Origin of the sequence: Microvirga lenta, from assembly GCF_020532555.1 — a bacterium.
Classification (GTDB): domain Bacteria; phylum Pseudomonadota; class Alphaproteobacteria; order Rhizobiales; family Beijerinckiaceae; genus Microvirga; species Microvirga lenta.
The window spans coordinates 75,945-89,413 of record NZ_JAJBBR010000006.1 but is presented as its reverse complement, the minus strand read 5'-3'; the positions used below and the strand labels follow the sequence as shown (position 1 = coordinate 89,413).

The window sequence follows — 13,469 nt, the reverse complement described above, 5'->3', positions numbered from 1 at the left end:
GGAACGTAGCGCCTCAGGCGCTGCGCAGCCTTCCCTCGATCCGGGGCTCCCCTTTCAGCTCCCGCCACTCGTCCACGAGCAGGACGATCAGGCACAGCACCAGGGCCCAGCCATAGGCCGATCCGATCGTGAACTGGACCAGGGCCGATTTGCCGAACTGGTTGATGATGAACGGGACGGGCACGATGAGCAGACCCATGACGACCCACATGGCAGGCCGGTATCTGTGGCTCATGAGGACCGGCAGAAGGAACAGCGTGTACTGGATCCAGCCGAGGGGCGAGGCGAGCAAGGACGCAACGAGCGCCAGGCTGCTGACCCTCGTAATGCCGGGCCGGCGCCAGAAGGCCCAAGCCGCCAGTCCGCCCAGCAGCGCAAGGCTGAGGACGAGGCCGAGGGACGGCACCCCGGCGCGGGCGGCAAGGCCCGCGAAGGAGGCGTTGGTGAGAAAGAAGGCGCGGTCGCGGTCGGAGGCGACGAGTTCGAACCACTGGCGGTAGATTTCAGGCCCGTAGACCACCAGCGGCACGGCGCTGATGAGGGCTGCCGTCGCCACTGCGGCAAGAACCGGCAGGCGGTGGCCCGCCAGGAACAGAAGCACCGGCCAGACGAGGAAGTTCGGCTTCATCGCGATCACGACGCCGATCAGGATGCCCGCGGCCAGAGGCGCGCCCCGTTCCAGCAGCACCCAGGCGGCGACGGTTGCGAAGACCAGGGGCAGGTAGATCTGCCCGAGAAAGAGCGTGTCCCAGAAGCCCGCCAGGGCGAAGGCCCAGATGACGAAGATGGGCATGTCGGCGCCACGGAAATGGAACGCCAGCAAGGCGACGGTCGCGATATAGAACGCCACCGAGATCCATCGCCAGATCAGATAGCTCTGGTGAGGCTCGGTCAGATCGAAGAGCTGGAACAGCAGCGCCGAGACGGGCGGGTTGAGGTTGGGATTCCACGACTCGAACCCGGGCAGCTGAACGTGGAGGGTCAGCGGGTAGATGCCATAAGGGTTCAATCCCTCTTTTGCCGCGCGTCCCGACGCCACGAACGAGCCGAAATCCCAAAGCGACGCGCCCGGCGTCATCCGCGGGTATTCCGACCAGATCGCCAGTACCGAGAGCATGGCGAGGACCAGAAGAGGAATCCATCGCATCGGTTGCGCCGTCATCGCAGGTTCTCCTCAAGCCGCTGAAAGCTCAAGCGAGCCCTGCCGGAGAGTCTAGCGCGGCGTCCCGGGAGGACCAGACCGGACCGGACCGGGATCGCACGCCAAGTCCGCGAGCCTCCTTCGCGTCGTCAATCTCTCGCGTTGATGGAAAAGACCTCGTAACCGGCCCCGTTCAGCACCCGCACGGCCTCGACCTGAGGGCCCGCAGCCTGCGGGACACGGGCGCGGGTGAACACCCTGAGAGCCCGCTCCTTCGCCTTCTCCAGAGACTCCACGCGAACGAAGGTCCGGCGGATGACCCCACCCCCTTCGGATTCAGGGGCAATCGTCTCGATACGATAGATTTCCACGTCCCACCAACTCCACGCTCATCCGATCCCGTTCGGCCGGCCTCGCTCATAATTGCGAAGGGCGGTCATGACCACGAAAAAAGGCAACGCAGAAGAGCGGCATCGGGTCCGGGTCCGCGACCTCGCGTGTCAGGAGCACGCAGGGAGGATGAGGGCCGGCAGTCCGTGCCAGAGAATGGCCGCGATGGAAAAGGCGCTGATCAGGACTGCTCCCTGGATCAGGAAGACATCGGTGACGGAAGCATCCGCCGATTGCAGCCGCCGATGCTTCCGGAGGGCGTGGACGAGAAACGCGGCAGCCGCAACAGCGGCCACCAGGGTCGTTCCGGCGACCGTGAAGGGGACGATTCCGGCGCCGAGGACTGTCGTGTCCGCCCAGCCCCGGGCGCACACGGTCGAGGTGACGCCATAGATGACGGTGAACTGCACGGCCCAGGCGAGGAAACCGCCCAGCATGAATACGACCTGCCACATCCGCCGCCCGGTCACCGCTAGTACCCCCCGACCAGTTTCGGGAAGCCGTAGACGACAGCAGCGCCACCGAGACCCTGCGCCGTCGTGTAGTACCAGAACAGCATGGTGTTATCGAAAGTCGTCCTCCTCACGGAATCGAGTTTGCCCGCAAGCCAGCGTGCGATCGTATAGAGCCCCATGATGAGGGTGACGCCGACGAAGAGCACCTGGAACGAGACGATGCCGTAGACGGCCGCACCATAGGCGTGCTCCTTCGGGCTGAGGCCGGTCTGCCAGTGGCTCCAGAGGTCCATCGCGGATCCGGCCACGAAGAGCAGAAGCGCAATCGCGATCAGAATCGGCACCGATGCGGGGCGGCGGCGGTCTTCGCCCCTCAGATTCCGGCTGGCCCAGACGATCAGGGCCGCGCTTGCAAGATAGAGAGCCCCCACGACGGCGCCGTACAGGAAGTGGGGAACGACGACGCCCTCCGGAGGCCATGCGCCGGGATTGACCAGCCACAGGAAGAGATAGGAGAAAACGAGGCAGGTGAAGATCATCCCGCACACGACCAGAAGCGAGATCATGCCCCACCAGGAATGGTTCATCGGTCCTGTCACGTAGACCGGGACCGTGAAGCCCCCGCCGATATCGGCGGGCGGCCGGACGGGACCGGGATCGGTCTCCCACAGCCACCAGATCACGCAGCCGACCGCCAGCACCCCGCAGACGATGGAGGGGAAGACGAGCTTCACCGTGAGCAGGAGGAAGAAGCCTGCCGTGAAGACGGCCGCGAGAAGGGGCTGCCAGCCCGGACCCGGAATCTGCAGGATGTATTGCGGACGTGCATCGAATGGACTGGTGACGATGGTCTCGCGCCCGCCGGTCACGGTGCCGGGCAGGTAGTAGCGGCCTGCCTCCACGTCCTTGGCAAGGTTCGCCTGATCCCAGAGCGGCTCCCGGCTCGTGATGACCGGAATGCTGCGGACGCCGTAATTGCCGTTCGGCAGCCATTCCAGCGTGCCGGCGTTCCAGACGTTGCCGGCATTCTGATCTTGTACGGGCCGGAAGTTCCGCAGCATGTCGTAGATGAACAGGGCGACACCGGCCGCGATCATGAAGGCGCCGACGGTGGAGATGAGGTTGAGTTCGTGCCATTCCATCCCGACGGGATAGGTGTAGACGCGCCGCGGCATTCCGATGAGGCCGGTGATGTGCATGGGGAAGAAGGTGACGTTGACCCCAAGGAACATGAGCCCGAAGACCCAGCGGCCGAGCCGCTCCGACAGGGGCCGCTTGCTCGCTGCGGGGATCCAGAAATACAGCGCGGCGAAGAGCGGGAACACCATTCCGCCGATCAGGACGTAATGGAGATGCGCCACCACGAAGTAGGTGTCGTGAGCCTGCCAATCGAAGGGCACCATCGCGACCATGACCCCGGTGAGGCCGCCGAGGACGAAAATGAACAGGAAGCCGATGATGAAGAGCGAAGGCGTGTTCAGCTTCATGCGGCCGGCCGCGATGGTCGCGATCCAGGCAAAGACCTGAATGCCGCTCGGAACCGCCACCGCCGTGCTCGCCGCCGAGAAGAAGCTCAACGACATCTTCGGCAGGCCGGTCGCGAACATGTGGTGGACCCACAGCCCGAAGGACAGGAAGCCGGTCGCGATGAGCGCCAGGACGATGAGGCGGTAGCCGACCAGCGGCGTCTGGGCCAGGGCCGGCACGATCATCGACACCATCCCGGTCGCCGGAATGAAGATGATGTAGACCTCGGGATGGCCGAAGAACCAGAACAGGTGCTGCCACAGGAGGGGGTCCCCGCCCCTCTCGGCGATGAAGAACGGCCAGTCGAAGGCCCGCTCCATTTCGAGCAGCAGGGTTCCGAGGATGATGGCCGGAAAGCCGACGATGATCATCGCGGCGAAGACGATCATGGCCCAGGAATAGATCGGCATCTTGTCCAGGCTCATGCCGATGGCGCGGGTCTTCATTACGCCCACGATGATCTCGATGGCGCCTGCAATGGCCGAAATCTCGATGAATCCGATGCCGAGAAGCCACCAGTCGGCGTTGTCTTCCGGAGAGTATTTCAGGCTGGAAAGCGGTGGATACATGAACCAGCCGCTTTTCGGCGCAAGGCCGAAGAAGATGGTCGAGAAGAAGACGAGGCCGCCGACGAAATAGGCCCAGAAGGCATAGGCCGAAAGGCGCGGGAACGGCAGGTCCCTGGCCGCCTGCATGTTGGGCAGGAGATAGACGCTCGCAGCCTCCACGGCCGGTACGGCGAAGAGGAACATCATCACCGTGCCGTGCATGGTGAAGAGCTGGTTGTAGAGGTCGTGGCCGACGAGATCGCTCTCCGGCGAGGCCAGTTGGGTCCGCATGATCAGGGCGAGAATGCCGGCCAGCACGAAGAACAGCAGCGCCGTGCCGACATACCACATGCCGACATAGGTGTTGTTGACGGCCGTAATGAAGCTAAGGCCCTTGGGAGGCACCCATGGCCGCTTCAGCTTCTCGAGTTCGTCCTTGGGGCGCGGAACTGGGTTCGGGAACTCGGACGTGTCGCGCTCGAAGGATTTCGGGGACTCCGGCGCATTCATTTCAGGCTCTCCAGATATCCGGCGATGGCCCGCAGGTCCTCGCCTGTCAACATGCCGTAGGACGGCATGCGCACGCCAGGCTTGAGATGCTGCGTGTTGGCGATCCAGCCGCCGAGCGTACCGATATTGTTGGGGAACTGCCCGGCTCCGATCGTGCGGCGGCTGCCCACATGAGTGAGATCGGGCCCGAACTGACCGTTTGCCTCCGTTCCCCTGATCGCGTGGCAATTGCCGCAGCCGCCGCTGCGAAACAGCTCGCGGCCCCGCTCGAGGAAGGGCGTCACCGGCTCCCGGGCAGGAGCCGCCTGCGCCGCGCGCCAGGCGGAAAACTCGGCATCCTCCATGGCCAGGACGTCGAACGCCATGAGGGCGTGCTGGTCGCCGCAGAATTCGGCACAGACCCCGCGATAGACGCCGGGGCGCTCCACCGTGAAGCTGAAGCGGTTGACCCGCCCGGGGATCATGTCGATTTTCCCGGCCAGGTTCGGGATCCAGAAGCTGTGGATCACATCGGCGGCAGTGACGGTTACCGTGACCCGGCGCCCGATAGGCAGCGCGACCTCGTTGGCCGTCGTAACCTCCGGCTGCCCCTGCTCCGCAGGATAGCGCACCCGCCACCAGAACTGCTCCCCGATCACTTCGATCTGCAAGGCGTCGGCCGTCGGCACGTCCGTATCCCGCATGACGGTGAGGCCGTAGGGCAGCAGAAAGGTCAGGGTCACGATGGGAAAGGCAAGCCCGCCATAGACGATGGTGCGTCGGGTGCCGAGCCATGCCCTCTGCTCGGGACGGGAGAAAATGGCATAGAGCAGAAGCGCGGTCACGCCGACGAAGATGAGCGTGCCGCCGACTGTCATCACGATGGTGAGCAGGTAGATTTCGTAGGCGTCGTTGCCGGCGGGGTCGAGGGCGGATTGTATGCCGCTGCACCCGGCAAGAACCGGCACCCCCGAGACGAGCGCCAGCCATCTGGTGCATGCCAGCAGCGGATCCAGCGCCCGTGACGGGCGAGGTCGTGTCGATTTCAGGTCCATCCCGCCCTACGTGAGCCTTATGTGGGTTGAACAGAAAAGCTTGACCGTGACGGATGGTTCCCTGAAAGCCGTCGCAAAGCGCCTGCCAGCGACCTCGCTTATTGCCGCAGCAGCCCTTTGCTCGCTCCGCCGCGCCTGCCGGCCCACACCTCTGGAGGACCGTCACCTCGCGGATGCGATCATGTCCATCCCCCATGAGCACCGCCTATTCTGGCGCCCGTCCCGCCATGGCTGCGCGCCTCCTGTCGCCTCCGCCACTGGAACACGGCAACGCTTTGAAGGTTTCCGCCTCAGGGGTTGTGAAAACAAGCAGATGACAGCGCGCCGTCTTATCCAGGTTTTGAGCATCGTCGGAGCCGCCGGGCTATCCGCCTGCAGCGATACGTCCGAGCAGTCGGAGCTTCTGACGATCCAAGGCGGCGATCCCGAGCAAGGGAGAAGCCTGATCTATGCCTATGGCTGCGGCACCTGTCACGCCATCGAGGGGATCCGGGGAGCACGAGGCAGAGTGGGGCCGCACCTCGACGATTACTCCCAGCAACGTCTCCTGGCCGGCTTTCTCCCCAATTCACCCCGCTACCTGATCGCGTGGCTGATGGATCCGCCGGCCCTGAAAGCACAGACGGGGATGCCGTCCCTCGGCATCACGGAGCCCGAGGCCCGCCATATCGCTTCCTATCTCTACTCCCTGGGCAGCCGGATCGAGATTTATCCCCCTGAGCCCGCCCCGACCCTGCGGCGGCAGGAGCCATCCTTCCCGGGACTTGATCGCTCCGTCGCCGACCCGGCCGAGACCACGCCTCGCACCCAGCGCATCTTCCCCAATCCGGACGGGAACGTCGTCTCTCCGCACTAGGGGCATCGTAACGACGCCGTGCTCTAAGGCTCCTCCGCCATTTCTTCCGCATAGGTCGGTCGGCTCCGGATCAGGATCGCGAATGCGACGATCCAGATTGCAGCCGCGGCAAGGGCGAGACCGAGATCGAGCCAGGACAGGCGCCGAACCGGCTGGAGAAGCCAGACCATGTGCACCCCATGCTGAACGAGAACCAGCACGCTCCCAACGATCATGACGCGGCGGCTGACGCCGGTCGGGATCAGGATGAGGACGGCGAGAATCATGGCGGCGAACGCGATGCCGATCAGGACCAGGTTTCCGGGATCCGCCCGGCGGAGATACCAAGCCGCCTCGTCCGGCAGATTGGCGAGCCAGACGATCAGGAAGTGGCCGAACCATGTCCAGATCGCCAGGAGCGACAGGGTCAGGAGCGCCCGCTCCAGGCTCCTCATCCGCTCGGGCGCGGCATGCTCCGGCCTGAGCAGGGTGATCAGGATGGTCAGGGCAAGCGCGGCGAGAACCTGGCTGAGCGCGAAGGCGAAACCGAAGAGGCTCGACCACCAGGTGGGATCCCTCGAAAAGGCCCAGTCGAAGGCTGCAAACGTGATCACCGGAGTGAGGAGGAACAGCCCGATTCCACTCACGCGCCGCGGATTGCCGGTGCCGGCGAGCCAGAATGCGATCACGCTGGCGATCAGAATGTACACGACGCTGCGAACGAGAAAAAACGCGGGGCTGAGGAAGACGGTCCGACCGGACGGCAGGTCGATCCCGTTATCGGCCCACGGAAAGAGCTGCTCCAGACCCAAAGCGAGCGGAATCCCCATGAGGAAGAGCAGCGGCATCGTAAGCGCCGCGGCCTCGGCCTCCGAGCGTACCGGGGCAAGCCAGCCCTCGTTCATGAGATGGCCGATCATCAGCAGGGCGAGACTGCCCATCGCCAGCCCTGCGACCACGATGAAGACCACGTAGGTGGCTTCGAGGCCGGTCCCGCTCGTCCGGACGAGGACGGCCGCCAGGGCTGCCAGAACCGCCGCGACCAGAAGCGGGCCAGCCACGATCCTGCCCCGGGAGATGGCGACTGACGTGCTCATGGGACCGGCCTCTGACCCGCCGCCGATGCGGGCCCGCTCGCCTGCAGCTGCTTGACATAGTGCGCGATGGCCCAGCGATCTTCCGGCGACACGCGATCCGCGTAGGAAAACATCATGCCTTTCCCCAAGGTGATGACAGTCACGATCTGGGCCGGCGATAAAGCCTGGATGCGCTCCTGATGGTAGGAGGGCGGCGCCGGAAATCCGCGGGAGACCACCGGTCCATTGCCCTGCCCGTTCGGACCGTGGCATGGCGAGCAGAAGGCGAGGAAGCGCTCCTGGCCGCGGCGGATGAGTTCCGGCGTAACCTCCGGACCGGGAGGCGCGACGGCGGCAAGATAGGCGCTCGTGCCCCGGGGGACGACACCGGGCGGCGCCGGCACATAGGCCCGCTGAACGACCCGCGTCGAGGAGATGGAGGGCGTGACCTCGGTCCCTGAATCGCAGGCGGCCAGAAGCGCAGCGCCGAGTAGCACGAAGGCCGGTCTCATGCCGGAACCTCGCGGACGATCTGCGGAGCAAGCGTTTCGAGAAAGCGCCTTGTTCCCTCCTCGTCGAAGAGCGGATCCTCGCTCAGGATGCAGAGAAAGAAGCGGTCCTCTGAGGCGCGCTCGAAGCCATGGACCGCGAAGATGGGATGATGGAGCCGCGGCAGGCGCAGGATGATCAGCAGACCGAGAAGCGTCGCCACGCCCGCCCAGAGGATGGCGACGATCAGGGTCGCCGGAATGAAGGTCGGCCAGCTGTGAAGGGGCCGCCCTCCGACATTGATGGGATAGTCGATCACGTTCATCCAGTACTGGGAGCCATATTGAACGACGGCGCCGGCCAGCCCGGCAACGACGGCGATCCACGGAATGGCGGAGGTCCGGGCTCCCAGGAGGTGGGCTACATCACGCAAGGGAAAGGGGCTGAACGCATCGAGCCGCGTATAGCCGGCCCGGCTGGCCTCCTTCACGGCCTCCGCAAGAGCCTCCGGCTTCCTGAACTCGGCGATCATGCCATAGAGCTTCTCCGCCATCACGATTTCTCCAGATGCTCGTCGTGACGGGTCTCGAACATGGAGACGACGGGCAGGAAGCGGATGAAGAGAAGCACGAGCGCGGCGAAAAGCCCGACCGTGCCGAGGAACAGGCCCCATTCGGGAATGGTCGGGGTGTAGTCTCTCCAGATGGAGGGAAGATAATCGGTCTGAAGGCCCCCGATGATGATCGAGAAGCGGTCGAGCCACACGCCGACGCCGATGGAGAACCCGACGAAGACACCGGCCAGGACGCTCTGGCGCGCGACCTTGAGCCAGAACAGTTGCGGAATGACGACGCTGTAGGCGATGGCGGCCCAGTAGAAGCCGGCATAATCGCCCGTCATGCGCGTTAAGGTCGACTGGCGGGTGATGGGATCTGCCAGAAACGCGCTCGCGATCTCGTCGATGTACAGATAACCCGATACGAGCGCGCTCGCGAGGACGAGCTTGCCCAGCAGATCCACGTCCCTGTCGTCGATGTAGCGTTCGAGCCGCAACCCCCACCGCAGCATGACGGCCACGAGGAGGACGATCGACAGGCCCTGGGCGAGGCCGGTGGCCACGAAGTGGAGCGGCTGGCGCGTTTCGTGCCAGTCCGGCACCAGCGTTACCGCGAACTCGAAGGCGACGGTGCTCTGCATGATGAGGATCAGCGGCAGAACCAGGATGGCGACGAGGCGGTAGGCGCGCTGGTGATAGGCCCATTGATACACGGAGCCCCGCCAGCCGAGGGCGAAGAGACCGTAGATCTTCTTCACGGTCTTTCGCCTGGCGCGGTCGCGAAGGGTCGCGAGATCGGGGATGAGCCCCACATACCACAGGAGGCTGGTGACGATCGCGTGGGTGCTGATGGCCCAGAAGTCCCAGGTGAGCGTACTGCGGAACTGGGGCCAGACCTGGAAGGTCGCGGGATAGGGAAAGACCCAGTAGAACAGCCACGGGCGCCCGAGATGGAAGATCGGAAAGATGCCGGCGCAGATGACGGCGAAGAAGGCGACGCCTTCCGCAAAGCGGTTGACGGCCGTGCGCAGATCGTGCTGGCGCAGAACGAGGCTCGCGGCGAAGAGGCTCGCTCCGTTGGCGATGCCGATCCACCAGGCGTAGTTGATGAGGTCGAAACCCCAGACGAAGGGGATGTTGACGCCCCAGACCCCGACGCCCACGAGCACCACGGACATCAGGGTGTAGCCGAGCAGGAGCACCAGAACTCCCGAAATCACAAGCGCGACCCACCAGGCCCAGCCGAAGCGCGGCGAGAGCGGGACCTCCGCGACGGGGCTGGTCAGGGCCTGCACGTCGCTTGCCATTCCGTCACTCCTTATCCGTGGCATCGGCGGGCTGCCGCTCGGCATCGGCCTCTATCCGGGCGAGATAGGTGGTCCGCGGCTGGGTGTTCAACGTGCCGAGAAGGGCGTAGTTGCGCGGGCTGCGCTTGAGCCGGCTGACCGCGCTGTCGGGATCGTTGACGTCCCCGAAGATGATGGCCCGGGTCGGACAGGCCTCCTGGCAGGCGGTGGCGATCTCGCCGTCGCGGATCGGCCGGTTCTCGATCCGGGCTTCGGCGCGGGCAGCACCGATCCGCTGAACGCAAAATGTGCATTTCTCCATGACCCCACGGCTGCGGGCCGTAACCTGCGGGTTCAGCGCCTCGGGCGAGGCGGCATATTCCGCGCCGTGGTAGTCGAAGAAGTTGAAGCGCCGGACCTTGTAGGGGCAGTTGTTGGAGCAGGTCCGCGTGCCGATGCAGCGGTTGTAGACCATGTCGTTCAGGCCTTCCGCCGAGTGGACGGTGGCGTTCACGGGACAGACCACTTCGCACGGCGCCTTCTCGCAATGCATGCAGAGCACCGGCTGGAAATAGGTGTCCGGCTCGGTCGGATCGCCGGCATAGTAGCGGTCGATCCGCAGCCAGTGCATCTCGCGCCCTCGCGCCACCTCCTCGGGCCCCACGACCGCGATATTGTTCTCGGCCTGGCAGGCGACGACGCAGGCATTGCACCCGATACAGGCATCGAGATCGATGGCCATGCCCCAGGCATAGCCCTCGTACCGCCATTCCGGATAGAGGGACGGCAGCGCCTCCGTCTCTCCGGGCTGCGCGGTGTCGGCCGGGTCTGGACCCGTGACGCGCACGATGTCCCGCCCCTGCAGCGCGTGGTGCAACTGCGTGCTGATGAGCGCGATCCGCTCGTCGGTGGTCCTGATCTCGCCCTGGGCGACCCAGGGATGCCCCGATTGGCGCAGCAGATAGGCGTTGAAGCCGATTCCGCTGCCGATGCTGCCGGCCTGGGTGCGGCCGTAGCCGAGCGGAAGGGTCACGGCGCCGGGCGCGTGGCCAGGAAGGACCCAGACCGGCACCCGCAGGGTTCTCCCCTCCACCGTAAGATCGACGGCATCGCCGGTGGCGAGCCCGAACATCTCCGCCGTCTCCGGCGCGATCAGGGCCGCATTGCCCCAGACCTGCTTCGTGAGGGGCTTCGGCAGTTCTTGAAGCCATCCGTTATTGGCGAAGCGGCCGTCCCAAACCGAGGGGTCGGGACTGAAGACGACGTCGATCCCGGACGAAGGCGCCGGCCCCGGCGCACCAGCATTCCACTCCGGCGTCGGAGAAACATCGATGGGAGGCGAGGCCGATCCCTCGACAACGCCGTCTTCGAGCACCTTGAGCCACCGCTCTTCGAACGCGTCGCCCCAGACCTCCCGCCAGGTCGCCTGAACGAGCGAGCGCCCGTCGACCATCTGCCCGGACATGAGGCCGAGGAACTCCTCCACCCCGAGGCTGGCCTTCAGCGGCATGGCCGCCGGCTGGCGCAAGCCGACGGTGCCGTCGAAGGCCCGCAGGTCGCCCCAGCCCTCCAGGGGATGCTTTTCAGGGACATGCCAGTGGCAGGCGAGCGCCGTCTCGTCGCGATGGTAGCCGAGATGGAGAGACAGGGGCACGCGCCGGACAAGGGCGCCGAAATCCAGGTCCGCCGGAGCGGTATAGACGGGATTACCGCCGAGGATGAGCAGGCGGGACACCTGCCCGGCCGCAATCGCTTCCGCCAGCGCCACGATGGACCCGTTCTCGCCCGATGCCGGGCGGACGGGCTCGATGGCCCGGATCGTGGTTCCGAAGGCGCCGAGCCGCGCATTGATGGCGAGCGCGAGTGCGTGAACGCGGGGCGGCTGCTCACGCCCGGCTGTGACGAGGCCGCGGGCGCCGGCGCGGCGCAGCTCGTCCGCGAGACGCCCGATGGCCGGGTGGGGTTCCGACGGATGAGCCGATCCCGCATCGAGGGCGGCGGCAAGGCCCTGTGCGAAGACCTCGATATCCCGCGGGCGAAGCGCCACCCTCTCGTCTGCCCGGGCGCCGACGAGGCTCGGGCGGGCTTCGACGGCGACGAGCCGCGGCAGCGGCCGGTCGTCCGCCCGACGCCGCGCCTGGTAGTCCGCCGCGTACCGGATATGCCCCGGCTCCTCCAGGAAGAGGTCGCCGCCGAGGGTGACGATCACATCCGCCCGGGTCAGATCGTAGATCGCATCGACAGCACGGCCGAAGAGCGTTTCCGCCCCGGCGCGAAAGTTGTCTTCGTCGATGGGTGAATAGCGGTGCCACTGCGCCAAGGGAAAGAGCTGCTCCGAAAGGCTCGTCAGCCTGGCCAGGGTGGGCGAGCTCGTCGGCGGCATCAGGATGTGGAGGCCCCTGCCCTCGCCGACCACGAGCTCGTTGCGCACGGGACGAATGAACTCCGTCAGTTCTTCCCAGCTCCGGGGAAGGCCGTTCTGGAGCGGGCTGTCGGAACGGTCGGGATCGTAGAGCGACAGGACCTCGGCCTGTGCGAACACGTCCGTCGCACCGAGGGTCGCCGGGTGAAGCGGATTGCCGTCGATCTTGACCGGGCGCCCCTCCTGCGCCCTCACGAGAACGCCGCGCCCGTAGCCGTTCAGCTCCAGCGACGTGGCGATGACCAGGGGCTCGCCCGGCGTGTAGCCGGGAACGTTGTGACTCTGCGACAGGAGCGGCGCATCGGTGACGGTTTGCCGGCTGTCGCAGGCGGCGAGCCCGCCGAGGGCGAGAGAAGCCGCCATCAGCCGGAGGAGCGTGCGCCGGTCGACGGTTGCCGTCTGGATATCGGGGAATTCCGCCTCGACGTAGCGCCGCACCTCGGGCACGTCCGCGAGCTCTTCGAGGCTGCGCCACAGCACCGGCCCCCGCTCCTCGGCGAGCCGGGCCCTCAGGGTGTCGAGGTCGAGAGGAAGGCGCTCCATTCCGTTCACCGATGGCATGTGTTGCAGCTGGTGAGTCGCCGAGACGCCTCGCGATAGAAGGCTTGGATGTCCTCCGGCAGATCCTGGCCGTGCGGCTTGTAGCCCATGACGAACACGGCCTCCCGCGGACGAAGATGAGGCGCCGGATCGCGGTGGCAATCCAGGCACCAGCCCATCGAGAGCGTCTGGGTCTTGACCGTCTTCGTCATCTGATCCACCCGGCCGTGACAGGTTTCGCAGGCCACCCCGTTCGTCACGTGAGCCGCGTGGTTGAAATAGGCGAAGTCCGGCAGCCGATGCACGGAGGTCCATGTGAGGGGCTGTCCGAGCGCGAAACTCGAACGGACCGGCTCGAGGACGCTCGCGCCGACCCAGACCTGGGAATGGCAGGTCATGCAGGTCTGAGCCGAGGGCATGCCGGCATCGGCGGCGCGTTCCACGGTCGAATGGCAGTAGCGGCAGTCGATGCCGAGCGAGCCCGCGTGCAGGTCGTGGCGGAACGGAACCGGCTGGTCCGCCGGCTTGCCCACGTTCCACGTGGCGTCGGCACGCGACCACGCATAGCCGAGTACGCCTGCCCCCACGACCGAGAAAAGCGTAAGGACGATCAGGACTCGAAAGGCGTTGCTGGCCGTTCGTGTGAAGAGCTGCGCCATT

The 13,469-nt window shown here is 65.8% G+C and carries 12 protein-coding genes; 1 reads left to right on the top strand and 11 read right to left on the bottom strand.

Going from position 1 to position 13,469, the window contains the following annotated elements; translation table 11 throughout:
* Positions 1–13: 13 nt before the first annotated feature.
* The 5 genes from LGR44_RS11150 to coxB all read right to left on the bottom strand — a co-directional run bounded on the left by LGR44_RS11150 (position 14) and on the right by coxB (position 5,605).
* Complete coding sequence (locus tag LGR44_RS11150) at positions 14–1,162, bottom strand: glycosyltransferase family 87 protein (RefSeq protein WP_226740391.1); 1,149 nt, start codon at positions 1,160–1,162, stop codon at positions 14–16.
* A 128-nt stretch (positions 1,163–1,290) separates the two neighbouring features.
* Positions 1,291–1,512, bottom strand: coding sequence for a hypothetical protein (locus tag LGR44_RS11145; RefSeq protein WP_226740389.1), 222 nt, complete (start codon positions 1,510–1,512; stop codon positions 1,291–1,293).
* 129 nt (positions 1,513–1,641) lie between these two features.
* The gene (locus tag LGR44_RS11140) at positions 1,642–1,968 is read right to left on the bottom strand and encodes a hypothetical protein (RefSeq protein ID WP_226740387.1); all 327 of its coding nucleotides are present in this window, start codon (positions 1,966–1,968) and stop codon (positions 1,642–1,644) included.
* Positions 1,969–2,003: 35 nt separating this feature from the next.
* Positions 2,004–4,571, bottom strand: coding sequence for a cbb3-type cytochrome c oxidase subunit I (locus LGR44_RS11135; RefSeq protein WP_226740385.1), 2,568 nt, complete (start codon positions 4,569–4,571; stop codon positions 2,004–2,006).
* A complete protein-coding gene (gene coxB, locus LGR44_RS11130) occupies positions 4,568–5,605 on the bottom strand; it encodes a cytochrome c oxidase subunit II (protein WP_226740383.1) in 1,038 nt (345 codons plus the stop codon). The genes LGR44_RS11135 and coxB overlap by 4 nt, the downstream gene beginning before the upstream one ends.
* Positions 5,606–5,918: 313 nt before the next feature.
* On the opposite strand from coxB, the gene LGR44_RS11125 reads away from it, so the two are divergent.
* The gene (locus LGR44_RS11125; RefSeq protein ID WP_226740381.1) at positions 5,919–6,461 is read left to right on the top strand and encodes a c-type cytochrome; all 543 of its coding nucleotides are present in this window, start codon (positions 5,919–5,921) and stop codon (positions 6,459–6,461) included.
* A 23-nt stretch (positions 6,462–6,484) separates the two neighbouring features.
* Here LGR44_RS11125 and LGR44_RS11120 read toward each other — a convergent pair whose 3' ends face one another.
* From LGR44_RS11120 to LGR44_RS11095, 6 genes are read right to left on the bottom strand one after another with little or no spacing between them, the layout of a single operon-like run.
* Positions 6,485–7,537, bottom strand: coding sequence for a hypothetical protein (locus LGR44_RS11120; protein ID WP_226740380.1), 1,053 nt, complete (start codon positions 7,535–7,537; stop codon positions 6,485–6,487).
* On the bottom strand, positions 7,534–8,028 hold the full coding sequence (locus LGR44_RS11115) for a c-type cytochrome (protein ID WP_226740378.1): 495 nt from the start codon (positions 8,026–8,028) through the stop codon (positions 7,534–7,536). The genes LGR44_RS11120 and LGR44_RS11115 overlap by 4 nt, the downstream gene beginning before the upstream one ends.
* On the bottom strand, positions 8,025–8,558 hold the full coding sequence (locus LGR44_RS11110) for a DUF3341 domain-containing protein (protein WP_226740376.1): 534 nt from the start codon (positions 8,556–8,558) through the stop codon (positions 8,025–8,027). The genes LGR44_RS11115 and LGR44_RS11110 overlap by 4 nt, the downstream gene beginning before the upstream one ends.
* Positions 8,558–9,868, bottom strand: coding sequence for an NrfD/PsrC family molybdoenzyme membrane anchor subunit (nrfD, locus tag LGR44_RS11105; RefSeq protein ID WP_226740374.1), 1,311 nt, complete (start codon positions 9,866–9,868; stop codon positions 8,558–8,560). The genes LGR44_RS11110 and nrfD overlap by 1 nt, the downstream gene beginning before the upstream one ends.
* Positions 9,869–9,872: 4 nt before the next feature.
* On the bottom strand, positions 9,873–12,812 hold the full coding sequence (locus tag LGR44_RS11100; RefSeq protein ID WP_226740372.1) for a TAT-variant-translocated molybdopterin oxidoreductase: 2,940 nt from the start codon (positions 12,810–12,812) through the stop codon (positions 9,873–9,875).
* Between the two features lie 5 nt (positions 12,813–12,817).
* A complete protein-coding gene (locus tag LGR44_RS11095) occupies positions 12,818–13,468 on the bottom strand; it encodes a cytochrome c3 family protein (RefSeq protein ID WP_226740370.1) in 651 nt (216 codons plus the stop codon).
* Between the last annotated feature and the right edge of the window lies 1 nt (position 13,469).